This window comes from Flavobacterium frigoris, from assembly GCF_900111075.1.
GTDB lineage: Bacteria > Bacteroidota > Bacteroidia > Flavobacteriales > Flavobacteriaceae > Flavobacterium > Flavobacterium frigoris.
Genome location: NZ_FOFZ01000018.1, coordinates 14,902 through 39,142, shown reverse-complemented (window position 1 = coordinate 39,142; position 24,241 = coordinate 14,902). Strand labels below are relative to the sequence as shown.

The window sequence follows — 24,241 nt, the reverse complement described above, 5'->3', positions numbered from 1 at the left end:
TTTAAATGACAAATACCATACTTATTACAGGAGGAGCAGGAAATGTAGGGAGTGCTATAGCCAGTAAATTAGCTGAAAACTCCAATAATTTTATAGTTATCGTAGATAACCTTTCAACCGGTAGCTTGACCAAAATACCAAAAAGGGACAATGTAATTTTTATTAAGGCAAACACGAATAGTTACAATGATATAGTTCCCATTTTTGGTAGGTATAATTTTGATTATGTATTTCATTACGCGGCATTAGTTGGGGTAAAAAGAACGCTTGAGAATCCGATGATGGTTCTTGACGATATTGAAGGAATAAAAAATATTCTATCCTTATCTAAAAATACGGGTGTTAAAAGAGTTTTTTATTCCAGTTCATCAGAAGTGTATGGGGAACCGTTTGAAATTCCTCAAAATGAAAATACAACTCCATTAAACTCTAGATTGCCCTATGCGATAGTTAAAAATGTGGGGGAAGCATTCTTTAAATCCTATTATCAGGAATATGGTTTAGAATATACCATTTTTAGATTTTTTAATACCTATGGTCCAAATCAAAGTGAAGATTTTGTAGTGCCGCGATTCGTTAAAGCAGCTCTTAAAAACGAGCCTATTTATCTGTATGGTGATGGTTTGCAAACAAGATCATTTTGTTATGTAGCCGATAATATAGACACTTGTATTAAAGCAATGATGGAGTCTAAATGTGTTAATGACGTATTAAATGTGGGAAGTGATAAAGAAATGACCATACTGGATTTAGCCAAAAAGGTAATAGAAATAACGAATTCTAATTCTTCAATAATCCATTTACCTCCTTTGGAAGAAGGGGATATGACTAGAAGATGCCCAGATACGAATAAGATGAAAAATATTTTAGGACGAGAATTGATATCATTAGAAGAAGGAATAACAAAACTTATTAATCATTATGAGAATAGGAAGTAATCCTAATAGTCACAAAGTAGTTGATATAAGCACAACATCACATAGGGTAATTATTCCTGTTTATATCCCAAATGCAGAAGGGTACTTTAAAGATGCCTTAAATGTATTTAAAGTCTGTGTAAACTCTCTATTAGCAACGATTAATTCAGATACTGCGATTTCAATTGTTTCTAACGGATCATCTGCTGAGGTTAATGAGTATATATTTAGTTTATGCAGAGACGGTAAAGTGGATAGGGCAGTTTTTAACAATGAAAATGTTGGCAAGATGAATGCTGTAATTGCCGAAACCCGAGCCAGTTTTGAAGAATTTGTTACCTATTCAGACGCAGATGTTTTTTTTGATAAAGGATGGTTGAAGCAAACTTTTGCAATGTTTCAAAACGTCTCCAAAGCAGGTTTTGTTTCAATGAATCCAACACCAGGAAATTATACTCATGCTGATTCAACCTTAATGAAAAATCTATTTGCAGTTTTGTTCGAAAGAAAAAAAACAAGCACAATTTGCGATTTTAGTGATTTAGAACATTTTCATAAAAGTATAGGGCAGAATAAAAGTTTTACAGAAAAAAAGTTTCAGTCTTCTATTTTTTGTGTTTCTGCAGAAAATTATATTATTGGAGCAGGACATTTTTGCTGTTCCATTAGAAAAACACCAATCTTAAAATATGTGCCAACAGAGAAATGCAATATTGCAGTGTCCGGTGGGTCAGAATCAATATACTTAGACATTCCGTTTGATAGAACTGGTTTGTTTCGTTTGTCGTCGCCAAAAGCTTATGTATGGCATATGGGTAATGTATTAGAAAAGGATTGGGTAATAAAAAAAAATCTAGAGTTAGATGGGTTTGCAGAAGAAAGTTTTAGTTTTCATAATCTTAAAAAAGACGTTTTCAATATAAATCTATTGCCTTATTCCGTAAAAATACTTTTCGTAAAAGTACTTAAAAAACTGAAAATCATAATTTAATCAATGATAATACGATGATAAATTTATTTTTTAAAAAGGTAATTTACTATTTTTTGAATATTCCAGAAAAAAAAGGAAAGGTGTTGCTATCTGGTTTTTCACGGGGACTTCAAAATGTGATTTTTGAAGGTAGAAACATTGTGCCTGATCGGTGTAATTTTTCGGGAATTATAAAAATAGGTTATGCAACTACCTTAGGATATAATAATTTACTGGGAGGTGATATTACTATAGGTAAGTACTGCCAATTAGGTGCGGATGTAGCTTTGCATGCGACCAATCATCCTATTTCGTTTATGAGCACTTATATCAACTCTAATTTGTTTGACGGTGAATTAAAACAATTAAAAGAGAATAATAAAATTGTTATCGGTAATGATGTTTGGATTGGTCATGGTGTAATTATTGTAGGCAATGTGACTGTGGGTAATGGAGCTATTTTAGCGGCAGGAGCTGTAGTCACAAAAGACGTTTTGCCTTATTCAGTAGTTGCGGGTGTTCCTGCAAGAGATATTAGAAAGCGATTTTCAGATGCCATTATAACCGAAATTGAAGCTTTAAATTGGTGGGATAAATCAGAGAAAGAATTAGCAGCAATAAAACCCTTATTTTTGAAAGATTTTACAAATAGACATAGTATTTATGAGTAAAATAATAGTTATAATCCCCGCTCGTGGCGGATCGAAACGGTTGCCAAATAAGAATGTGATGCAGTTTGGAGAAATTCCCTTACTGGCACATTCTATTTTATATGCGCAAAAGAACCACGCTATCGTGGATGAAATTTATGTTTCGACAGACAATGCAGCTATAAAAGAGGTGGCGTTAAGCTATGGTGCGAAAGTAATAGACAGGCCAGATGAGTTGTCTGGGGATTATGAACCTACTATTACAGCGATCGAACATGGTTTAAAAACTATTGCTGCTGATGTAGCAAATGTTATTATCTTACAACCAACGAATCCGTTGCGCCCTGAAAATATGCTGAAAGAAGCTTATGAATATTATGAAAATAATAATTGTGATAGTTTGTTTACCGTTAGCCGAAATCACCAGAAATTAGGTAGAATAGACCAGCAGACTTTTATTCCTTACAATTATGAAGTGGGACAGCGCAGTCAGGATTTAGAGCCTTTGTATTATGAAAATGGGTTGTTGTATATCACTAAAGCAAAAGCCATTTTAGAACATAAAATTATAACAGAAAACGCATTTCCTTTCGAAGTAAATCATATTTTTGCGACTGTAGATATTGATACCCAAGACGATTTGGAGTATGCTGAATATTTAATTGAAGTTGGGTCTCGACTGCGCTCGACCTGACAGGGTGTTTTGTCAAATCGAGCGCAGTCGAGATTGGTTGTAATTGAGATTGGTTTATAATAGTTGCGTCTCGTCCTTCGGCTACGCTCAGGATGACACGCTCGACGTGACAGAAAGTATTGTAAAATTTCATTTGTCAAATCGAGCGCAGTCGAGATTGTTTGTAAATTTTAATTCATAACTAGTTACTGAAAAAATGAATCCATACATAGAAATAGCAGGACGAAAAATAGGATTAGATTATCCTCCTGTAGTCATTGCCGAAATAGGAATTAATCACGAAGGTTCCCTAAAAGTCGCCAAAGAAATGGTGGATGCGGCACATCGCGCAGGTGTTGAGGTGGTGAAACACCAAACCCATATTGTAGAAGACGAGATGAGCGGGGCTGCCAAGAAAGTAATTCCAGGAAACGCGACAGTTTCGATATATGAAATCATGGAACGTTGTTCTCTTAATGAAGCTGATGAGTTAGCGTTAAAAGAGTATGTAGAAAGTAAGGGAATGATTTTTATTTCGACCCCTTTTTCCCGTGCAGCTGCTGAACGATTAAAGAAGTTTGATATTCCTGCCTACAAAATAGGCTCGGGAGAGTGTAACAATTACCCATTACTAGAACATATTGCTTCTTTTGGCAAGCCTGTAATTTTGAGTACTGGCATGAACACTATTGAAAGTATTCGCAAGGCGGTGGCTATTTTTGACAAACATAAGGTAGTTGTAGCATTGCTGCATACGACCAATTTATATCCTACACCTATTCATTTAGTTCGTTTGGGCGCTATGATGGAAATGCATCATGCTTTTCCGGATAAAGTTTTCGGTTTGTCGGATCATACGCTAAATAATAATGCCTGTTTGGGGGCGGTAGCCTTAGGAGCTTCTATTTTAGAACGTCATTTTACTGATCACATGAATCGAACAGGACCAGATATTATTTGTAGTATGGACGAACAAGCAACACGGGAACTGATTGTTAATAGTGCTGAGTTGGCGCAGATGCGTGGCGGGATTAAAGAACCAGTGATAGAAGAGCAGGTAACAATTGATTTTGCTTTTGCAACGGTTTGTAGCATCAAAGCAATTAGAAAAGGAGACGTTTTGACAAAAGATACTATTTGGGTGAAACGCCCCGGTACAGGTAAGATTCTGGCGGAACATTTTTATGATGTAATAGGAAAAGTAGCCGTAAGAGATATTGATAATGATGAGCAATTAGATTTTGTAGATTTTGAATAATTTAAAAAAAATACTTTTTTTAACCGGAACACGAGCCGATTTCAGTAAAATTAAATCACTAATTTCTATTCTTGAAAAGCATCAGGGGTATGAAGTTTTTGTGTTTGTTACGGGGATGCATTTACAGGAGGAGTACGGTTATACTTTATTAGAAATTGAACGTTGTAACTTTAAAAACGTTCATACTTTTGAAAATCATACCCATGAGTCCACTATGGATTTGACGCTGGCTAAGACTATTGAAGGACTTTCCGCCTTTATAAAGAACATCAATCCAGATCTGATAATTGTACATGGTGACCGAGTAGAAACACTTGCTGGTGCTATCGTGGGCTCCTTGAATAATATTTTAGTAGCTCATATTGAAGGTGGGGAAGTTTCAGGAACGGTTGATGAACTGATTCGGCATAGCGTAAGCAAATTGAGTCATATTCATTTTGTTTCTAATGGGGATGCAGCCAAACGATTGGAGCAAATGGGCGAAGTGAAATCTTCTATTTATACCATTGGCTCTCCTGATATTGATATTATGTTTTCGGATGCGCTTCCAGATTTAGCGGTTGTAAGAAAATATTATGGAATTTCTTTTGAAGATTATGCCATTGTAATGTTTCATCCCGTTACTACTGAAGCCAAAGAAATGCAGCAGTATACAGCCGATTTTGTAGCTGCTATAGAAGAAGACAACCATAATTATGTTGTGATTTTTCCCAACAATGATTTAGGAAGTAAATTTATAATCAATGCGTATGAAAAGCTGAAGGAGAATCCTCGTTTCAGGGTTTTTCCCTCCTTACGATTTGAATATTTTTTAACACTACTTAAAAACTGCCAATTCATAATCGGTAATAGCAGTGCCGGAATAAGAGAAGCTCCCTATTATGGGATTCCAATAATTAATATCGGTACGCGTCAACAAAATAGAGCTGTTCATGCTGATATCGTAAATGTAGATTATCAAAAAGCAAGTATAGTTGAAGCATTAAGAAGTATAGATTCTCATCAAGTAGTACATTCGGATATCGATTTTGGCCAAGGGAATAGTGCGCAATTATTTCTAAAATCGATAGAGGACCAAAATTTTTGGGCGACAAAAAATCAAAAACAGTTTAGAGATATTTAATTAGTATCTAAAGTAAAACAACTATCAAAATAAATTCCATTATAATTCTTTATGTTTTTTAACTCCTTATCTTTTGCTCTTTTTTTACCAATCGTATTTGTATTGTATTGGTTTGTATTTAATAAAACGAAAAGATACCAGAATGCGCTGCTCATTGTGGCGAGCTATTATTTTTATTCTTGTTGGGATTGGCGTTTTTTGTTTCTATTGGTTTTTTCGACTTTCTTGGATTATTATACTGGAATTCAAATTGAAAAAAGTAAAACAGCAACCGCTAGTAAATTTTGGTTTTGGCTGAGTGTTATCGTAAACCTAGGTTTTTTAGGGGTTTTTAAATACTATAATTTTTTCGCTGCTTCTTTTTCGGAATTATTGAATGGAGTGGGATTACAAAGCAGTCCTTTATTACTCAATGTAGTTTTACCAGTGGGTATTTCCTTCTATACTTTTCACGGACTTTCGTATGTGATTGATATTTATTTAAAAAGAATAAAAGCAGAGAAGAATTTCGTCGATTATTCGTTGTTTGTTTCCTATTTCCCTTTGTTAGTTGCTGGTCCTATAGAACGTGCGACACACTTATTACCACAGTTAAAAGTAAAGCGCAATTTTGATTTTGAAAAGGCCAAAGAAGGGATTTATCAAATGATATGGGGATTGGTAAAAAAGGTGGTCATCGCAGATACTTGCGCCACCTATGCTAATGCCATTTTTGATAATTATACTTCGATGAATTCATTATCCTTGATATTAGGGGCGGTGTATTTTGCCTTTCAAATCTACGGTGATTTCTCCGGATATTCTGATATGGCTTTGGGGATGTCTAAATTGTTTGGCTTGGATTTGTTAAAAAACTTCAACTTTCCCTATTTTTCGAGGGACATTGCGGAGTTCTGGCGTAGGTGGCACATTTCGCTCTCATCTTGGTTTCGCGATTATGTTTATATACCCTTAGGAGGGAGTAGAGGTACGAAGTTGAAGCAAGTCAGGAATGTGTTTGCGATTTTTCTTTTGAGTGGTTTTTGGCACGGAGCTAATTGGACTTTCATCATTTGGGGATTCCTCAATGCAGCTTATTTTTTGCCCTTATTGCTGACCAATAAAAACAGGTCCAACCTAGACGATGTGTCCTTACATTGGGATATACATTCGTTAAAGGTATTTTGGAGTATGTTTAGTACTTTTTTATTGACTTGCGTGGCTTGGGTGTTTTTTAGAGCAAAATCAATAACGGAAGCAGTAGATTACCTACAGCGTATTTTTACCAATCAAAAATTCAGCTCGCAATATTTAGATAACGAACGCTACAGTTATGAATTGCTATTGATGATAACGGTATTCATTTTGGTAGAATGGAACAGTAGAACGCGAATTGAGCCTATATCAGGTAAGTACTCGGGTTTAAAACTAACATTATGTTTGGCAGCGATTATCGCTCTAGGAACTTATTCTGATTATAAAGAATTTATTTATTTTCAGTTTTAAGGAAAGGAAGTATAAATTTTCGTTTTGCCCCAGCCCTAAAGGGGGCCGAAAATTGGAGTTTACTCGTGATATTTTTTCTTTTTCACCCTTTAGGGAGGGGAAAAAAAAGAAAAAACAAGGAGTCTATAATATTGTAAATTTTCTTTTTACCCCGGCCCTAAAGGGAGCCGAAAATGGGAGTTTACTCGCGATATTTTTTCTTTTTCACCCTTTAGGGAGGGAAAAAAAAAGGAAAAACAAGGAGTTTGTAATAACGTAAATTTTCGTTTTACCCCAGCCCTAAAGGGAAGCGAAAATGGGAGTTGAGTCGATGTGTTTTTACTTTTTCACCCTTTAGGGAGGGGAAAGAAAAAAGAAAAACAAGGAGTTTGTAATATTGTAAATTTTCGTTTTTTCCCAGCCCTAAAGGGAGCCGAAAATGGGAGTTGAGTCGATATGTTTTTGCTTTTTCACCCTTTAGGGAGGGGAAAAAACAAGGAGTTTGTAATATCGTAAATTTTCGTTTTACCCCAGCCCTAAAGGGAGTCGAAAATGGGAGTTTACTCGATATGTTTTACTTTTTCACCCTTTAGGGAGGGGAAAAAAAAGTAAAAACAAGGAGTTTGTAATAACGTAAATTTTCGTTTTGCCCCAGCCCTAAAGGGAGCCGAAAATGGGAGTTGAGTCGACGTGTTTTTACTTTTTACCCTTTAGGGATGGGAAAAAAAAGAAAAAACAAGAACAAGGAGTCTATAATATTGTAAATTTTCGTTTTACCCCAGCCCTAAAGGGAGCCGAAAATGGGAGTTGAGTCGATGTGTTTTTACTTTTTCACCCTTTAGGGAGGGGAAAAAAAAGGAAAATTGAACAAGGAGTCTATAATATTGTAAATTTTCGTTTTACCCCAGCCCTAAAGGGAGCCGAAAATTGGAGTTTACTCGCGATATTTTTTCTTTTTCACTCTTTAGGGCGGGGAAAAAAAAGAAAAAAGCGCACTGTTTTTTTAAAGCTTCAAAGAAATAATAAATATAACGATTGAAACGAATAGGAATAAGATTAGTATGAAAAAATTTATAGGTTTCGTCGCCGTACTTATAGTAACAACTGGATTGTTATTGGTTGTATTGGACTTACTGTATACCCAAGTATATTTGCATTCTTCCCAGCGTGGGAAGATTGATTATGTGTACAATTCGAAAGCAAGAAACTACGATGTGGTGATTTTAGGCTCGTCTAGAGCTAACAACCATTTTGTACCTCAGTTATTTGAAGAGAAAGGCTTAAAAACCTTTAATTTCGGAATGAGCGGTGGACACTTGTTTGAGGCGGATTTACTGTTGAAATTAATGATAGAACGAAAATATAGCATCAAAAATGTTATTATTGAGACAGATTTGAATCTTTCTAATGAAAAAAGAGCAGACGGAATTTCGGCGAAGTTTTTGCCTTATATTCACGACTCCGAAACGATTGAACAGCAGTTTTCAGGAGAACCAGATTTTATAGAATTGTATTATATTCCTTTTTATCGGTATGTAGAGTTTGATAATCAAATCGGGTTTAGAGAGTTGTACAATACCATGAGGAAAGAACCTACTAGTTATTTGACTAATCAGGGATATCATGCTTTGGCCAATAAAAAAGGACGGATGAAAAATGATTTGACTAATCTAAAACCGATACACAACAAATATTATGAGGGTATAAAGCGTATTTGCGCGGAAAACCATATTAATTTGATTGCCGTAATGACACCAATGTGTACGAATGTGAAAGGGATGGATTATTTCGAGAAAGTTAATTCGATTTATCCGGAGATTCACAATTATGAGAATGCAGTAGAAGGGGATCAGTATTTCTCTTCTTGTGGACATATGAATGATGCTGGGGCCAGACTGTTTTCCACTAGAATAATTCAGGACTTTTTTTCTAAAAAGCAATAATTTACCAGAAGATGAACAATAAAATTATGATACTTTTTCCTGATGGAGTGGGAATACGAAATTATTTGTACTCAGGTGTTTTTGCTAATTGTGAAAAAGAATTGGTTTTATTTCATGCTTTTGATGTTCAAACTGAAAAAGCAATTTTAGAGATTACCAACATAACAGAATCGCATACCATTCCAAAATACAAAGAGACCGTTAAAGAAAAGTTTTTAAGAGAGCTAATATGTTTGTCGCGATTAAAGTACAATGCTAAAAAAGTAGGTAATCCAATATTGTTGACGCATTGGAAAACCGATCATCGCGGCATTTCTAAAAAGTTATTTTATAAATTAACGGAATGGGCTTCTATGGGGGTGACTCAGTATAAAACAATTGAAAAGTTAGAAAAGCAATATCAAAAGGAGATTCGAAAAACAGCTTTTTATAAAGAAATAAAAAATAAATTGATCGAAATTGCTCCCACGCAATTGTTTTGCTCCCATCAGCGAGGGTTGCAATGCGGACCCATTTTTGCGGCTGCGACTGATTTAGGGATCAAAACAGCTACAGCAATCTACTCCTGGGATAATTTACCAAAAGCACGAATGGCTTTGAGAGCAGATCAATATTTAGTGTGGTCCGATCATATGAAGCAGGAAATGGCAACTTATTATCCTGAAATTAATCCAGAAAAAGTGCTAATAACTGGAACACCTCAATTTGAATGTTATAATAATTTAGATAATATTATTGCAAAAGAGGAATTTTATGAGAAGTATAGCTTAGCGGACGATAAAAAAATAATTTGTTTTTCGGGGGATGATCTATTAACATCTCCGGATGATCCTAAATATTTGAACGATTTAGCCGAAGAGTTGATTCTGAAAGGGATGGATAAAGACTATCAAATTTTATTAAGACGATGTCCAGTCGATATATCCGGTCGATATGACGACGTAGTTGAAAAATATCCAGAACTTATAAAAGAGGCACCTCCTTTGTGGAATTTTGAAAAGAATAGCAGTTGGACAACCATTTATCCTTTGCCAGCAGATAATAAACTGTTGGTATCAACTGCCTTTTATTGTGACATCGTGGTCAATATAGGTTCAACAATGGCTTTCGATTTTGCCATGTTCAAAAAGCCGTGTATTTTTATAAATTATGATCAAGAGACACAGGAAAATCCAAATTGGTCGGTGAAAACCATTTATCAATTGCAACATTTTAGAAGTATGCCTTCAAAAAAAGCGGTGCTTTGGTTGAGTAGTAAAGACGAAATTGTTTCAATTCTCAATCAAGCAATAAAAGAAGGTAGCAGCCAGGAAATGAAGCAATGGGTAAATATCGTTTTGAGCAATTCAATAGCCTCCGTAAATATTAGAAAACATTTAGAACTATGCACATTTGTTTTATAGCTAATGAGTTTCCACTTCCAGGAATAAGTTTTGGAGGAATAGGTACTTTTTTATACTCGTATTCTAAAATATTAATTGAAAATGGTCATCAGGTATCCGTTGTGGGTGTTATTGATGGTACAGAAGTGCATAAATTAAATTTTGAAGGAGTCTATCTTCACTATAATCCGAAGTCAAAAGTTAAAGGATTGTCATGGTATTTCAATTCTAAAAATATAACGAAAGCAATTAAGGAAATTCACAAGGATAGTCCAATAGATATTGTTGAAGCCCAAGAGGCTGGTTTTGCATTTGTGGAAGTTCCTAAACATATCCCAAAGGTTATTAGAATGCATGGCGGACATAGTTTTTTTGCAGAATTCGAAAATAAAAAAATTAATAAATGGAAGGCTTTCCAAGAAAAACTATCATTTAATAAATGTGATGCGGTAATCGCTACTTCTGAATTTGTTAGAATACAAACAGCAAAATATATAGAATTTTCAAATAAAAGTAACATAACAATTAATAATCCGATATTAATGGATATGTTTCGTCCCGCCATGGCTTCTAAAGTGATAAAAGGGGCCGCTGTATTTGCAGGTACTATTTGTGAAAAGAAAGGGATTCGTCAATTGTGTCTGGCTATTCCTGATATCGTAAAACAAGTGCCAGAATTTCATTTATATGCTTATGGAAGGGAATGGTATTTTTCTGATGGTGTGAAATATAAAGATTGGCTTTTGGATCAATTGTCGGATGAAATTAAAAGTAGAATTACTTTCAGAGAGCCCGTGAAATATGAAGATTTGCCAAAAGTTTATGAATTTAGTGAGATTTGCATTTTTCCTTCTCACATGGAAGTGCAAGGGCTAGTTGCTCCGGAAGCAATGTCTATGAAAAAACCTGTAATTTTCACAAAATATGGTCCAGGTCCAGAAACAATAGATGATGATATTAATGGTTGGTTGTGCGAACCTAGAAGTTCAAAAAGTATTTCCGATACTGTAATAAAAGTTTTTAAATCGAGAAGCAGGTTTGTTGAAATTGGTGAGAATGCAAGAAAAAAAGTTGAAATGAAATTTTCGCCCGCGATTATATATGGTAAAAACATAAATTTTTATCTCCAAATTTTAAAGAAGTAAAATTTTCATTACATAAAAAATTTACGGTTCAGTAAACAAGTTGTTTATTGTGATATAAAAAATTGTGAAGAACGCCTTTAGGAAGTTGTGGAAATCTGCAGCTTGAGAATGTACCTAATCATTTTATAAATGCGGTTGATCAATCTATCAACTATCTACAAAAGTAAAGAAACTTTGGAAGAACGATTGGTTGGTCAGTTGAGCTCTTGGATTAGTAAACCAAATTCTGCTGTTTGAACTTAGTAGAAAGTAATAAAAATTGAAAAAAAATGGTTTATGTTTATGCATTATGTGATGTTTATTACGACTCGTTTTATTTAAAAGGGTTAAAGGAAGTGTACTCATTTTATACTTTTAATGTTGATAAATTTCCGAAATTCAGACAAGGCGTTTTTGCAGTATTAATAGAAGAGGGTGACTTAAATATAAAATTAATTATAGATTCAACTGACTCTAATGTTATTAGTAGTGAAGAGCTTATGTGGTGTGATGTTTATGGAAAAGTAAATTATAATAGTTGTAGTATACCAGAAGAGTATAGCCACAAGATAAAACCTATTGGGCCAAGTTTTGCTATAAAAATTTGGAGTTTACCTTTTGGTATTTTTATGTTCCTAATTAATTTTGTAAAATTTCATGAATCTATTTCGAATAAAAGAGAGTTTTTAGCAAATTATTGGAGACAAAATAATAGATTACCACTTGAAGCTTACCAGTCTTCTACATCGGTAGATAATTATGTTTTTTTTGCAGGCTCAATTTGGAAAAATGAAAGGATGACTAATTTGGCTAGATCTAAATTTATCGAAGCATGTAAAAAAAATAGTACTATTGTTTTCGAAGGTGGATTTACACCTAGAAACGATGGTGATAATTTGTATTTTGATAATTTGGTTGTTTCAAAAAGATACAGCTTAAAACAATATTTAAAAAACAGTAAACGATCAACTATCGTTTTTAATACGCCAGCAGTTTTATCTTGTCACGGATGGAAACTAGGTGAGTTTCTGGCTTTAGGGAAGGTAATTGTCACAACAAAACACATTAATATCCTTCCTGCTGACTTAGAAAACAATGTAGAAGTTGTTTATGTTAACGATATTGACTTGATTGAAAATGATGTAAAAGCAATTCTCCAAAATAAACAACTTAGAGTTAACTTAGGGAAAAATGCAAGAACATATTTCGAAACTTATTTGGCTCCCAAAAGTGTAATTAAAAAACTATTGTATCCTATTACCACTTTATGAAATTCCTAATCATCACACATGTTCCGCATATCATAGAACAAAATCAGTATTTTGCTTATGCACCCTATGTTCGCGAAATGAATATCTGGGCAAAGTATGCTGATGATTTAGTAATTGTAGCCCCGGAATCCAACCAATTTAAAACAGCAATTGATTCGGCTTATGAACAGGTTCGTATTGAATTTATTAGTATCAAAAATTTTGACGTTTTAAGTCTAAAAAATAGTCTCCGTGCGATTTTGAAATTCCCGAAAATCTGCTGGATAATGTATAAAGCCATGCGAGACGCAGATCACATCCATTTGCGTTGTCCGGGAAACATCGGTTTGATTGGGTGTTTTGTTCAAATATTGTTCCCAAATACACCCAAAACAGCTAAGTATGCAGGTAATTGGGATCGCAAATCAATCCAGCCTTGGACTTATGAATTGCAAAAATGGATTTTAAATAATAGCTTCCTGACCCGGAACATGCAGGTTTTGGTTTATGGTGAATGGGAAGGCAGTTCTAAAAATATAAAACCTTTTTTTACCGCCTCTTATAAAGAAGCAGATAAAGTGGCGTTAGTTCAGAAAAGATTAAATGGTATAATAGGGTTTATTTATGTTGGGACATTAGTGAAGGGGAAAAATCCAATGTATGCAGTGCAGTTAGTAGAGCAATTAATTCAAAAAGGCTATGATATAGTATTAAGTTTGTACGGTGAAGGCAGTGAACGTGTTACCATTGAAAACTATATTAGTGAAAAAAAATTGAGCAATAGCATTTTTATAAGAGGGAATCAATCTAAAGAAACCCTGAAAGAGGCCTATAAACAAAGTCATTTTGTTGTCTTAGCTTCGGATAGTGAAGGTTGGCCCAAGGCAATTGCAGAAGGTATGTTTTGGGGTTGTATTGCATTGGCAACATCAGTATCTTGCGTTCCGTTTATGTTCGATTATGGAAATAGAGGTCTTTTGTTAGAAATGAATTTAGAAAAAGATATTTCGCAAATAGAAATCGTTTTAAATAATCAAGCGTATTTTGAAACGATGCAAAAAAGGGGCTCGGATTGGTCCAGAAAGTATACTTTGGATTTGTTTGAAGAAGAGATTAAAAAATTGCTGCATTCATGAGGATTATTCAAATCATAGATTCATTAGAGGCGGGAGGAGCAGAACGAATGGCAGTAAATTATGCCAATGCCTTAGCCGCAAAAGTCGAATTTTCAGGTTTAGTTGCAACTCGAAAAGAAGGTACGCTTTTAGCTCAATTAGATAAAAGAGTGGATTATCTTTTTTTAAATAAACGAAATAGTTTTGATTTAAAAGCCGTTTTTCTATTAAGAAGATTTGTTATCAAGAATAACGTAAAAATAGTTCACGCGCATAGTACTTCCTTTTTTATTGCGTTTTTATTAAAGGTTGTTTGTCCCTCAGTAAAATTGATATGGCATGATCATTACGGCGACAGTGAGTTTTTGAATTCAAGAGCTACGTTAATTTTTAGAATGACACTTCCTTTTTTTGAAGGGGTAATTAGTGTAAATCAAAAACTAAAAGATTGGTCGGATCAAAAATTAAATTGTAAGAATACGGTTTATTTACCTAATTTTCCCTCTTTAGTAAATGAAACTGGGACACCTACTTTTTTAAAAGGAATTGACGGTAAACGCATTGTCTGTTTGGCCAATTTGAGATCACAAAAAAATCATTTTTTACTGTTGTTAGTGGCTAAAAAACTAAAAGTAACCCATCCAGATTGGACTTTTCATTTGGTGGGCAAAGATTTTGAGGATTCCTATTCAGCAGAGATTGGAAAGAAAATTGTGGAATATAATCTAAAGAAAACGGTCTTTATGTATGGTTCTAAAAATGACATTCAAAACATAATGCGACAAGCAACAATTTGTGTTTTAACTTCAAAATCAGAAGGGTTACCAGTTGCCTTGCTCGAATACGGAAGATGTAAAAAACCGGTAGTAGTAACTGATGTTGGAGAGATTTCTTCGGTGATTCAAAACGGAAAAAATGGTTTTGTAGTCCCACAAAATGAGGCGTTGTTTTATTCAGCTCTTGTTAAATTGATAGGAAACGAATTTCTACGCGATGCTTTTGGAGAAACATTTTTTAAGATGGTTAGTAGTAGTTATTCAGAAGAAGGAATTGTAAAGCGATATTTAAAGTGGTTACAAAAGATTGAAAAATGAAACAAGAAGAGCAATCCTATCTTTATTTAATTTTATTCCATGTGGCGATTGGGGTTGTTATTTTTTTATTCCCTTTTACTGCAAAAATATATGGGTACTCCATGTTTGTTTTAGGGGCCTATTATGTTATAAAAACCCAGAATAAAAATAATGAAGCCTTAATGACGGCGGCTTATATAGCTGGAGCCGAAGTACTGCTGCGAATGAGTGGTGGTAACATTACCTATGAGTTTTCTAAATATGGAGTGATGCTTTTTATTTTAATGGGGATGTATTTTAGTGGATTCTCTAAAGGAGCGGTGCCCTATTGGATTTTCTTACTATTGCTGGTTCCTAGCGTAATACTATCCACTTTTGTTTTGAATTTTGATACTAATGTTAAAAACAGTATCGCCTTTAATATTTCTGGCCCCGTCTGTTTGGCAGTAGCCTCTTTGTATACTTATCGAAGGAAAATAGCATTAAAGCAGATGAATTCTTTATTGTTGTGCATTGGACTGCCTATTTTAAGCTGTGCGACCTATTTGACTTTATACACTCCTAATATTCAGGATGTCATCACGAGTACAGAATCTAATTTTGAAACATCTGGGGGTTTTGGTCCCAATCAGGTGGCTACGTTCTTAGGATTGGGAATGTTCATTTTTTTTTCCCGCATTATTATGGAATCGAGATCAAAATTATTGTTGGTGCTTAATTTACTTATCGCACTCAATATTAGTTATAGAGGGATGGTTACGTTCTCTCGTGGAGGGATGATTACTGGTTTTTTGATGATAGTTTTATTGTTGTCTTTCTTGTATTTTAAATCCAATTTTAGGGGAAGGGTAAAACTAAATTATATCATTGTCGTCATTGCTTTGGCAATGATGGCTATCTGGGGTTATACCTCTTTTCAGACTGGCGGATTAATTAATAAACGATATTCCAATCAGGATGCAGCTGGACGGGTAAAAGAAAGTCAATTGACAGGTAGAGAAGATATTGCTCAAACGGAAGTTAATATGTTTTTGAATAACCCTATTTTTGGTGTTGGGGTAGGTAAAGGAGTTGAAGTTCGTGAAGTGGAATCGGGGACTTTTGTACTGTCGCATGATGAAATCACAAGAATGCTGGCTGAGCATGGCGCTTTTGGAGTTTTAGGTTTATTAATTCTTATTTTTACACCACTAGTATTGTATTTCGAAAACAAGTTTAACATGTTTTTATTGTGTTTTGTAGCTTTTTGGTTTTTAACCATTAATCATGCAGCGATGCGAACCGCTATACCCGCTTTTGTTTACTCCCTTTCCCTGCTTAATGTGCAGTTAGAGCTGCCTAAAAGAAAACAGCAGGAATCGTTTCTTGGTGTCTCGAAATAACTTTGGTCGTTACAAATAGCTATACTATTTTGTTGAAAGAATAGTGTTATTTTAAGACGATATGGGAACAAAATCACTAAATTGCGAGAATTACCACGATAAAATAATGCCAAAAAAGAAAATACATTTTGAAATATCGGAACGTAAAATGATTCTTCGTCTCTTCGATGTTGTTCTTGTTTTGGTCGCGTTGTATTTTGTTGGGACTTTTTTTGATTTAGACTATTTAGAAGCGGTTGTGAGCAGTGGCTACTGTGCCCTTTTTTTTGTATTGTACCTTAGTGTTTTTGCAACTATTTTTGAAATGTATAATCTACAGGTTGCTAGTAACGAGTTTCAGGTGTTAAAAAGCACGCTATTAACGGCTTCCACTACGGTGTTAATTTATCTATTGACGCCCGTTTTTTCTCCTGAACTTCCCTCAAACCGTCTGCAGATTTTAGTTTTTTCTGGGGTTGTTTTTATAACATTGATTTTCTGGAGGTTATTTTACGTCCAGTTTTTGGCGAGTAACCGATTTCTTCAGAATGCAGTATTAGTTTGTGATAAGGATCAAGTGGAAGAATTAATTTTAGGATTAGAAAATATTGATCCACATTATAAGATTGTAGGGTATGTAAGTGCTGATACAACTGAAAATAGTGATTTTAAGCACTATCATTATGTAGCGTCTATAAACAAAAAGGACTTGGCTTCTTTTGTCAAGAAAAATGGTGTTTCAGAAATTGTAATTGCGGCTCAAAAAACAGTAGGAATTACTGCTGAACTTTACCAACAACTGATTAAACTTTTAGAATCCGGAAAATTGATTCGGGAATATACGCAGGTTTATGAAAGTAAGACCTATCGCATACCCGTGCAGTACATGGCACGCGATTTTTATCATTTTTTTCCTTTTAGTCGAAATAATCATAATAAGTTATATTTAGCAATTGTGAGGTTTTTTGAAATAGGTCTTTCGACAATTGGTCTGGCTTTTTGTTTGATTTTGATTCCAATTATTGCATTGGGTAATGCATTGGGAAATAGCGGTAAATTATTTTATACACAAGAGCGTGTTGGTAAGAATGGAGTCGTCTTCTCTATTTTAAAATTCAGGAGTATGAAGAACAATTCTGAGCATAATGGAGCTGTTTTTTCTACAAATGGCGATGCGAGAATAACTGCGTTCGGAAAATTTATGCGTAAAACCCGCATCGATGAGTTTCCTCAATTTCTTAATATTTTAAAAGGAGATATGGCGGTTATAGGGCCTCGGCCAGAACGTCCTTTTTTTGTAAAAGAAATTTCAGAAATTATGCCGTTCTATGAGACCAGGCATATTATAAAACCGGGACTTACTGGATGGGCACAAGTTAATTATTCGTATGGAGAATCGATTGATGATAGCCTAATTAAATTGCAATACGATCTTTATTACATCAAACACAGAAGCTTTTATCTGGATTTAAATATTGCACTAAAAACCATTACAACCGTATTGTTTTACAGAGGGCAGTAAGGGGTAATAACAATGACAATAACAAGGGTAAATTGTAATTTTAAAAACCAATTGTTTTAAAAGTGGCTGATTTAATTCAAAAATAAGTCTCGATTTTGCTTTAAAAATCATTTGAAATGTTGTCTACATGATTTTAAAATAGTTAACGCAGTTTTATAAAACCACTTTCCGAAACTCCCGAATGCTTTCTGGGCGAGATAAAGTAAACTCACTTTTCTAGTACTATATTTCGATGCTATTTGACTGTCCGCTAAGGGAACTAAAAATAAAAAAAACAGAACGCAGATGACGCGGATTTGATGGATAAAAACGGATTTTATTAATTTTAATGCGTTTAATCTGTGGGTTAATTTTTTAGATTGTTATACCAATGCTATTTATAATACCAATACTATTTGTAAAACAGCCCAATTGTCAGTTCGAGCGGAGTCGAGAGCTACTATTGCATCTCGATGCATCTCGATGTGACAAAAATTAGTTTGGACTATATTGTACTTGTTTTTGGTATAAAATGAAATAAAATAAAATAAAAAAAACAGAACGCAGATGACGCGGATTTGACGGATAAAAACGGATTTTATTATAATCTGTGGGTTAATTTTTTAGATTGTTCTGGGTCGCTGTCAGTCCTTTAATATCAAGAGATATACTGGATTTCTTTATCTAGATAATAATGGGAATCTTCTTTTGGTTTTTTAGTGCTAATTTTACCAACAATACACCACTGGTAATAATAAGAGGTAACACAATCAATAAATGCGCCTTGTTGAGGAGTATAATTAAGTATACAGCTAAAGAAAACAGGTTAAACCAGCAGAGATTGTAAATCCATTTCTTGTTGCCTTTATAATAGAAATAAAGTAGCACAAGCAAGGCGGGGTTAAACAATAAAACATTGTAATTGTATGCCAATTCGTGATGACTCGAATAAAATCCAACAAACAAAAAGAACAATCCTAACATTCCCATTAATAAAAAGTAGATTTGGTTTATTATTTTGCGATTCATAAAGAGTATCAATCCTAGAAGAAGCAAATAAGTATAGCAGTTATTCCACCAGGAACTTGGCGGTGCTTCATTTAGATCAAGCAGCGTTTTGTTTTCCTTAGCTAGCAACTGATTTTTGAAAAGCACTGTTTTTAGGCTTTTTTGTAATTCGAAAGGTAAAAAAATTTGCGTTCCTAATTGATCTACCTTTTTTCCAAAAATGATACTGGTTCCCAACTTTTCGTAAAAGTGACCGTCAAAATAAGGATATAGTATGGTTCTGTAAGTGATCTCAGTATCGGTATTTTTTACGATAGCAGTGGTATCTAATGTTTTATTGATGATGTCCACTACCATCGAGGTGCAGTTTTTATCGATAAATTTATAGGTGTAATGACTTTCTCCCGAAGCCAAAGAAGTATTCAGATTGTCAAATAGTTTTTGTTTTAGATTAGCGGGAATATTTAATTCCTGTTCATAAACAGATCTTCTTTCGTAGGTGTAGTCGTTAATGAAATCAGTGTATGGATGTGCTACGGCAAAATACTGAAGGTCACCTTTTGTAAATTTAGCAACAAAGTTAGGCGTGTTAAAGTCAAAGGCTCCATAATTATAAACCAAATCTATAAATTGGTTCGGGTCGCTAATGCGAATGGCTGTATGTCCAAAAAGAGAATACGATTCATTTCCGGTACCGCAAGTCAATACACTGACACGCGCATTTTCTGACAATATCGGGGTTTGAGCAAAAGCGGTACTGACCGTGGTGACAAATAGTAGAAAGAGGGTTATTTTTTTTAAAAGGGAAGTATTCATTGTTTTATTGTTGGTATAGTTAATTTCTAAAAAGGGACAAATCCACTTTTAACGAAAATATATTCGAATACAAAGCAGCACTTTGATTTCCTAAATCGGTTAATGCGTAATCCACTTGGATGCCTTTGTATTTAAACCCTAATCCAATATTAGGTTGGAAACCTACTTTATTGGTGTTGTCTAGTTGTTCAACATTTTGGAAATTGCCCACTCCAGCACGTACAAAAACCAGATCCGTATATCCAAATTCGAATCCTAAAGCAGGATCTACACTCACAAAATCAGAAGAAATCAGATCATTAGTTTTGGCAAAGCGCATGTTTACATTGGCTGCAGCCATAATGCTATAGTCGTATCGGATTATGAATTTTTTAGAGAGCCCTAATTGTGCTTTCGGAGCTGTAATTTCGGTACTTTCCGGCAGTTCTTGGTTTTGTCCCGGTACAGCATCTGCAATTTTTTGATATTCTTTTTCGTTTATATTCCATACATTATAAGTAGTGGTGATGTCGCGAACCATCAATCCAAATTTCCAATTGTTTTTTTCAAATTGGAGTCCAACATCAAATCCAAATCCCCAGGAATCCGCAAATTTACCTATAATTCTTCTTATAACTTTGGCGTTTACTCCATATTGAAATCCAGGAACGGGTAATTTTCGAGCATAAGAAAAGGTGAAGCCGTAATCAGCCGTAGAAAAAAGACTGATGCGGTTGTAATCAATGTTTCCCTGACTGTCTATTAATTCAGTAGTATTCAAAATATCATCGACCCCAAAACGGATTAATGAAATACCCCAAGCACTGCGGTCGTCAATGGGACTTGCATAGCCAATATAATCGTATTGGGCAATATTGGCAAAATAATTGGCATGCATCAAAGCTAGTTGATGGTCTTCTAAATTCATTAGTCCTGCAGGATTCCAATAGCCCGAATTTACATCGGCAGTCGAAGCCGTAACCGCATTTGCCATCCCTAAGGCTGCCGCATCGACTCCAATATTCATAAACTCATTTGAATATTTTCTAACAGCTTGTCCGTAATTTACGGTACAAACTAAAAGGAATAAAAAGAATTGATTTTTTTTCAATCGTATTTTTTTTGCCAACCCAAGGCGGGATTTAATTTTCATCAAAAATATAATATTTTGCTGAGCTTAGTTCGTTCTTTTGCTAAATAAATGGGATTGCTATTTGGACTGTTGATAATCTCTATAAAAAACGGGTGCTGCATTCACTTATTATATTAAATTTGTCAGCTAAGACTTTAAATTTTAATTTGCGATGAACATTAAAAAACACATTCCTAATTCCATAACATTACTTAATCTGCTATGTGGCTGTATCGCGATGGTCTTTGTGACTCAGTCCGATTTTGAAATGGCTTTTTATTTTGTTTGTCTAGGCATCTTTTTAGATTTTTTTGATGGTTTTTTTGCGCGTTTATTGAAAGTCTCAGGTCCGCTGGGTTTACAGTTAGATTCGCTAGCAGATATGGTTACAAGTGGAGTAGTACCTGGATATGTGATGTTTTTTTTGCTTTCGAATAGTCAACATGAAATTTCAACGCACTTTATGATGCCTTACCTAGGGTTTATCATTACCATGGGTTCCTGTTACCGATTGGCTGTATTTAATATCGATACCCGTCAGACGAATTCATTCATTGGGTTGCCAACGCCAGCTAACGCTTTGTTTATTTTAAGTTTGCCTTTGGTGAGAGATTATTCAGATTCTTTAGTTGTTCTCGAAATCTTGACAAATCAATGGGTTTTGTTAGTGATCACACTTTTTAGTGCTTATATCTTGAATGCTGAGATTCCACTGTTTTCTTTGAAGATTAAAAAGTTTAACCTTAAGGATAATGCACTCCAAATTGTCTTTTTATTCCTTTCTTTTTTATTGTTGATTTTTTTCCAATATGCAGGAATTCCATTGGTCATCATTGGGTATGTACTACTGTCAATAGTGAGCAATAAATTTTTATTGGATGAGAAAAAAAAGCGTTAAAAGAAAGCCGCCTGTAACTCGCAGGACTAAAAAGAAGGCTTCTTTTTTCTCTGGAAAGGTGTTGCGTTTTACAATCAGTTCTTGTTTTATAGTTCTATTTTTAGGACTGGGGTACCATTATCGAAATGGTCTAGCCTATTATTTTAGTTTTAAATCAAGTAAGGTTTTGCAACAGGAAGCGGAGGACAAGCGCATTTCAGATGTTAGAAATTACCAGGTTTTAGATAAGCATGAAGGAAAAGCAATTGGACTTGATGTTTCTGAATATCAAGGAAAAATCAGCTGGATGGATGTTGATACCTTAGAAAATAAATATCCCGTGCACTTTGTATTTATTCGTGCTACTGTGGGTAGTGACCGATTGGATAAGCAATTTGATGACAATTGGCTTGGCGCCAAAAAAAACAAACTGATTCGAGGAGCCTATCATTACTATCGTCCTAACGAAAATTCTATAGAACAAGCTGAACTTTTTATTAAAACAGTAACTTTAAGAAAAGGAGATTTACCTCCTGTTCTGGATATTGAAAAACTACCTGAAAATCAGTCTGTGGAGCGACTAAAAGTGGGGCTAAAAAGATGGTTAAAAAAGGTAGAGGAACATTATAAAGTAAAACCTATTATTTATACCGGTGAAAGATATTATGACGATTTTTTAAAAGAAGAATTTAGTGATTATCTTTTTTGGATTGCCAACTATAATTTCTATCGTGAGAATATAGAAGAGGATTGGTTGTTTTGGCAATTCACTGAAAAAGCTTCTGTTTCTGGAATAAAAGGCAATGTTGATGTAAATATCTATAATGGTGATTTGCAGCAGTTGCGATTTATTACCATTGAATAACGCGATTTAGTTACTAAGATTAGGATTATTTTTTTGGAGCGAAAAAAGTAATTCCAATTATAATGATTAGTACAATTATAAATACGGCTACTGAAATCGCATTTGCAAAATTAACAGTCCATCCAGCCCAAGCCATTCTTTTTGGTGGTAAAATTCGTTTGTCTTCTTTGTTGTAATAAAAGATTCCCAACTTCCAATTGTTAGGGTCTTTGTGCCATTTCTCTAAAGTTTCTTTGCTTGGTTTTTCGTTTTGATTCATTGTAGGGTTAGTTTTTAGATTAAGAATTTTTTGGTTGCTAAAGTTGTGTCAAGGAAAATATATTTGTTCCTAAGCTTCATAAGAATCAAGAAATGTACTCAATAGCTTTTAGTAGTTCTATAGTTTAGTGCTTCGGAAGGGGGCGAGAGTATCGAGAGCCTTCCTTGCTCAATTATTCTTAATAGTGTTTTTTTGTAACATCCAGTCACCCCCTCCTTCGGAGGGGATCGGGGGGGGAGGTCTTTAAAACTCGATTTTTTTCTTTCTCAATTCGAAATTCTGTCCTAGGTACACGCGACGTACCATTTCATCTTCTACTAATTCTTCTGGCACTCCTGCTTTTAGAATTCCTCCTTCAAACATAAGGTAAGTTTTATCAGTAATAGCTAAGGTTTCCTGTACGTTGTGATCCGTGATGAGAATTCCGATATTTTTATTTTTTAATTGCGCTACAATTCTTTGAATGTCTTCTACAGCAACGGGATCGACACCAGCAAAAGGTTCGTCCAGCAGGATAAATTTAGGGTCGGTAGCTAGGCATCGTGCAATTTCGGTACGACGACGTTCTCCTCCAGACAGTAAATCACCTCGATTTGTGCGGATGTGCTCTAAACTAAATTCATCGATTAGGCTTTCCATTTTGGCAACTTGCTCTTCTTTAGAAAGGGTAGTTAGTTGTAAAACACTCAAGATATTGTCTTCGATGCTTAATTTTCTAAAAACAGAGGCTTCTTGTGCTAAATAGCCAATTCCTTGCTGCGCCCTTTTGTACATAGGATAATCGGTAATATTTAAATCGTCAAGATAAATGTTACCTGAATTTGGTTTAACCAATCCTACAATCATATAGAAAGAAGTTGTTTTTCCAGCACCGTTAGGACCTAGCAGACCAACGATTTCACCTTGATTTACTTCGACCGAAATTCCCTTTACGACACTTCTGCCTTTGTATGTTTTTACTAAATTCTCAGCTCTTAAAATCATATGCTTTGGTTTAAACGTTAATCGTTTAATTTGGTTAATCGTTTCAAATAAACGAATAACCAAATTAAGAAATAACCCTATTAACAATTATTTAGTTTCTTCCCAAGTTTAGTTATTGGCCTAACAAGGTCAGGAACTACTTTTTAATCAAAAAGAAGAGTGTTATTTTGTTGTGGTTTCTTCTAATGCTTCCCAGAACTCATACGCTCTACGTAAATGAGGTACTACGATGGTTCCACCAACTAAGGTTGCAATTCCCATTGCTTCCATCATTTCGTCTTTCGTTACTCCAATTTTATGACTGGTTTCCAAATGGTATTTTACACAATCGTCACAACGTAAAACAGCCGAAGCTACTAGGCCCAATAGTTCTTTTGTTTTCACATCAAGAGCACCAGCAGCATACGCATTAGTGTCAAGGTTGAAAATACGTTTCACTATTTTGTTGTTGTCAGCCAGTAATTTTTCGTTCATTCTAGAACGGTATTCATTAAATTCTTCAATAATAGCAGCCATA

The 24,241-nt window shown here is 34.6% G+C and carries 22 protein-coding genes; 17 read left to right on the top strand and 5 right to left on the bottom strand.

Annotated features, from left to right (window positions below; all coding sequences use genetic code 11):
* The first annotated feature begins 5 nt into the window (after positions 1 to 5).
* From BMW63_RS16295 to BMW63_RS16215, 15 genes are all read left to right on the top strand, one after another.
* Positions 6 to 938, top strand: coding sequence for an NAD-dependent epimerase/dehydratase family protein (locus BMW63_RS16295; RefSeq protein ID WP_074724521.1), 933 nt, complete (start codon positions 6 to 8; stop codon positions 936 to 938).
* Positions 922 to 1,908 (top strand): glycosyltransferase family A protein, encoded by a 987-nt coding sequence (locus BMW63_RS16290; protein ID WP_074724520.1) that lies wholly within the window; start codon positions 922 to 924, stop codon positions 1,906 to 1,908. Before BMW63_RS16295 ends, BMW63_RS16290 begins: the two co-directional genes overlap by 17 nt.
* Positions 1,909 to 1,922: 14 nt before the next feature.
* Positions 1,923 to 2,558 (top strand): CatB-related O-acetyltransferase, encoded by a 636-nt coding sequence (locus BMW63_RS16285; protein WP_074724519.1) that lies wholly within the window; start codon positions 1,923 to 1,925, stop codon positions 2,556 to 2,558.
* The gene (locus tag BMW63_RS16280; RefSeq protein WP_074724518.1) at positions 2,551 to 3,231 is read left to right on the top strand and encodes an acylneuraminate cytidylyltransferase family protein; all 681 of its coding nucleotides are present in this window, start codon (positions 2,551 to 2,553) and stop codon (positions 3,229 to 3,231) included. The genes BMW63_RS16285 and BMW63_RS16280 overlap by 8 nt, the downstream gene beginning before the upstream one ends.
* A 196-nt stretch (positions 3,232 to 3,427) precedes the next feature.
* On the top strand, positions 3,428 to 4,468 hold the full coding sequence (locus BMW63_RS16275; protein WP_074724517.1) for an N-acetylneuraminate synthase family protein: 1,041 nt from the start codon (positions 3,428 to 3,430) through the stop codon (positions 4,466 to 4,468).
* Positions 4,458 to 5,591: a UDP-N-acetylglucosamine 2-epimerase gene (neuC, locus tag BMW63_RS16270; RefSeq protein WP_394333767.1), complete on the top strand. Its 1,134-nt coding sequence runs from the start codon at positions 4,458 to 4,460 to the stop codon at positions 5,589 to 5,591. The genes BMW63_RS16275 and neuC overlap by 11 nt, the downstream gene beginning before the upstream one ends.
* 51 nt (positions 5,592 to 5,642) lie before the next feature.
* Positions 5,643 to 7,076, top strand: coding sequence for an MBOAT family O-acyltransferase (locus tag BMW63_RS16265; protein WP_074724515.1), 1,434 nt, complete (start codon positions 5,643 to 5,645; stop codon positions 7,074 to 7,076).
* Positions 7,077 to 8,116: 1,040 nt separating this feature from the next.
* Positions 8,117 to 8,998 (top strand): hypothetical protein, encoded by an 882-nt coding sequence (locus BMW63_RS16250; RefSeq protein WP_074724512.1) that lies wholly within the window; start codon positions 8,117 to 8,119, stop codon positions 8,996 to 8,998.
* Between the two features lie 11 nt (positions 8,999 to 9,009).
* Positions 9,010 to 10,401, top strand: coding sequence for a hypothetical protein (locus BMW63_RS16245; RefSeq protein WP_074724511.1), 1,392 nt, complete (start codon positions 9,010 to 9,012; stop codon positions 10,399 to 10,401).
* Positions 10,383 to 11,525, top strand: a complete 1,143-nt coding sequence (locus BMW63_RS16240) for a glycosyltransferase family 4 protein (protein ID WP_074724510.1) — start codon at positions 10,383 to 10,385, stop codon at positions 11,523 to 11,525. Before BMW63_RS16245 ends, BMW63_RS16240 begins: the two co-directional genes overlap by 19 nt.
* A gap of 269 nt (positions 11,526 to 11,794) precedes the next feature.
* Positions 11,795 to 12,775 carry a glycosyltransferase family protein gene (locus BMW63_RS16235; RefSeq protein ID WP_074724509.1) on the top strand — a complete coding sequence of 327 codons (981 nt, stop codon included), beginning with the start codon at positions 11,795 to 11,797 and terminating at the stop codon, positions 12,773 to 12,775.
* On the top strand, positions 12,772 to 13,890 hold the full coding sequence (locus BMW63_RS16230) for a glycosyltransferase (RefSeq protein WP_074724508.1): 1,119 nt from the start codon (positions 12,772 to 12,774) through the stop codon (positions 13,888 to 13,890). The genes BMW63_RS16235 and BMW63_RS16230 overlap by 4 nt, the downstream gene beginning before the upstream one ends.
* Complete coding sequence (locus tag BMW63_RS16225) at positions 13,887 to 14,963, top strand: glycosyltransferase (protein ID WP_074724507.1); 1,077 nt, start codon at positions 13,887 to 13,889, stop codon at positions 14,961 to 14,963. The genes BMW63_RS16230 and BMW63_RS16225 overlap by 4 nt, the downstream gene beginning before the upstream one ends.
* Positions 14,960 to 16,324 carry an O-antigen ligase family protein gene (locus tag BMW63_RS16220; protein WP_074724506.1) on the top strand — a complete coding sequence of 455 codons (1,365 nt, stop codon included), beginning with the start codon at positions 14,960 to 14,962 and terminating at the stop codon, positions 16,322 to 16,324. The genes BMW63_RS16225 and BMW63_RS16220 overlap by 4 nt, the downstream gene beginning before the upstream one ends.
* 103 nt (positions 16,325 to 16,427) lie before the next feature.
* Entirely contained in the window at positions 16,428 to 17,825 is a 1,398-nt protein-coding gene (locus tag BMW63_RS16215; RefSeq protein WP_245745004.1) for a sugar transferase, read from the top strand.
* Positions 17,826 to 18,488: 663 nt separating this feature from the next.
* Here BMW63_RS16215 and BMW63_RS16210 read toward each other — a convergent pair.
* Both BMW63_RS16210 and BMW63_RS16205 read right to left on the bottom strand, forming a co-directional pair.
* Complete coding sequence (locus BMW63_RS16210; RefSeq protein WP_074724505.1) at positions 18,489 to 19,628, bottom strand: lipoprotein N-acyltransferase Lnb domain-containing protein; 1,140 nt, start codon at positions 19,626 to 19,628, stop codon at positions 18,489 to 18,491.
* Between the two features lie 19 nt (positions 19,629 to 19,647).
* Positions 19,648 to 20,718: a putative type IX sorting system protein PorV2 gene (locus BMW63_RS16205; protein WP_245745001.1), complete on the bottom strand. Its 1,071-nt coding sequence runs from the start codon at positions 20,716 to 20,718 to the stop codon at positions 19,648 to 19,650.
* A gap of 193 nt (positions 20,719 to 20,911) precedes the next feature.
* On the opposite strand from BMW63_RS16205, the gene BMW63_RS16200 reads away from it, so the two are divergent.
* Both BMW63_RS16200 and BMW63_RS16195 read left to right on the top strand, forming a co-directional pair.
* On the top strand, positions 20,912 to 21,637 hold the full coding sequence (locus tag BMW63_RS16200; protein ID WP_074724504.1) for a CDP-alcohol phosphatidyltransferase family protein: 726 nt from the start codon (positions 20,912 to 20,914) through the stop codon (positions 21,635 to 21,637).
* A complete protein-coding gene (locus BMW63_RS16195; RefSeq protein WP_074724503.1) occupies positions 21,618 to 22,481 on the top strand; it encodes a glycoside hydrolase family 25 protein in 864 nt (287 codons plus the stop codon). Before BMW63_RS16200 ends, BMW63_RS16195 begins: the two co-directional genes overlap by 20 nt.
* Before the next feature lie 25 nt (positions 22,482 to 22,506).
* On the opposite strand, the gene BMW63_RS16190 is transcribed toward BMW63_RS16195, so the two are convergent.
* From BMW63_RS16190 to BMW63_RS16180, 3 genes are all read right to left on the bottom strand, one after another.
* A complete protein-coding gene (locus tag BMW63_RS16190; RefSeq protein ID WP_074724502.1) occupies positions 22,507 to 22,740 on the bottom strand; it encodes a DUF5808 domain-containing protein in 234 nt (77 codons plus the stop codon).
* 243 nt (positions 22,741 to 22,983) lie between these two features.
* The gene (gene lptB / locus BMW63_RS16185) at positions 22,984 to 23,724 is read right to left on the bottom strand and encodes an LPS export ABC transporter ATP-binding protein (RefSeq protein WP_074724501.1); all 741 of its coding nucleotides are present in this window, start codon (positions 23,722 to 23,724) and stop codon (positions 22,984 to 22,986) included.
* A 162-nt stretch (positions 23,725 to 23,886) separates the two neighbouring features.
* On the bottom strand, positions 23,887 to 24,240 hold the full coding sequence (locus BMW63_RS16180) for a carboxymuconolactone decarboxylase family protein (RefSeq protein ID WP_074724500.1): 354 nt from the start codon (positions 24,238 to 24,240) through the stop codon (positions 23,887 to 23,889).
* Position 24,241 lies beyond the last annotated feature (1 nt).

Coding starts and splice junctions, on each gene's coding strand:
- BMW63_RS16295 (WP_074724521.1), top strand. CDS start 6: ATGACAAATACCATACTTATTACAGGAGGAGCAGGAAATGTAGGGAGT.
- BMW63_RS16290 (WP_074724520.1), top strand. CDS start 922: ATGAGAATAGGAAGTAATCCTAATAGTCACAAAGTAGTTGATATAAGC.
- BMW63_RS16285 (WP_074724519.1), top strand. CDS start 1,923: ATGATAAATTTATTTTTTAAAAAGGTAATTTACTATTTTTTGAATATT.
- BMW63_RS16280 (WP_074724518.1), top strand. CDS start 2,551: ATGAGTAAAATAATAGTTATAATCCCCGCTCGTGGCGGATCGAAACGG.
- BMW63_RS16275 (WP_074724517.1), top strand. CDS start 3,428: ATGAATCCATACATAGAAATAGCAGGACGAAAAATAGGATTAGATTAT.
- BMW63_RS16265 (WP_074724515.1), top strand. CDS start 5,643: ATGTTTTTTAACTCCTTATCTTTTGCTCTTTTTTTACCAATCGTATTT.
- BMW63_RS16250 (WP_074724512.1), top strand. CDS start 8,117: ATGAAAAAATTTATAGGTTTCGTCGCCGTACTTATAGTAACAACTGGA.
- BMW63_RS16245 (WP_074724511.1), top strand. CDS start 9,010: ATGAACAATAAAATTATGATACTTTTTCCTGATGGAGTGGGAATACGA.
- BMW63_RS16240 (WP_074724510.1), top strand. CDS start 10,383: ATGCACATTTGTTTTATAGCTAATGAGTTTCCACTTCCAGGAATAAGT.
- BMW63_RS16235 (WP_074724509.1), top strand. CDS start 11,795: ATGGTTTATGTTTATGCATTATGTGATGTTTATTACGACTCGTTTTAT.
- BMW63_RS16230 (WP_074724508.1), top strand. CDS start 12,772: ATGAAATTCCTAATCATCACACATGTTCCGCATATCATAGAACAAAAT.
- BMW63_RS16225 (WP_074724507.1), top strand. CDS start 13,887: ATGAGGATTATTCAAATCATAGATTCATTAGAGGCGGGAGGAGCAGAA.
- BMW63_RS16220 (WP_074724506.1), top strand. CDS start 14,960: ATGAAACAAGAAGAGCAATCCTATCTTTATTTAATTTTATTCCATGTG.
- BMW63_RS16210 (WP_074724505.1), bottom strand. CDS start 19,628: ATGAATACTTCCCTTTTAAAAAAAATAACCCTCTTTCTACTATTTGTC.
- BMW63_RS16200 (WP_074724504.1), top strand. CDS start 20,912: ATGAACATTAAAAAACACATTCCTAATTCCATAACATTACTTAATCTG.
- BMW63_RS16195 (WP_074724503.1), top strand. CDS start 21,618: ATGAGAAAAAAAAGCGTTAAAAGAAAGCCGCCTGTAACTCGCAGGACT.
- BMW63_RS16190 (WP_074724502.1), bottom strand. CDS start 22,740: ATGAATCAAAACGAAAAACCAAGCAAAGAAACTTTAGAGAAATGGCAC.
- lptB (WP_074724501.1), bottom strand. CDS start 23,724: ATGATTTTAAGAGCTGAGAATTTAGTAAAAACATACAAAGGCAGAAGT.
- BMW63_RS16180 (WP_074724500.1), bottom strand. CDS start 24,240: ATGGCTGCTATTATTGAAGAATTTAATGAATACCGTTCTAGAATGAAC.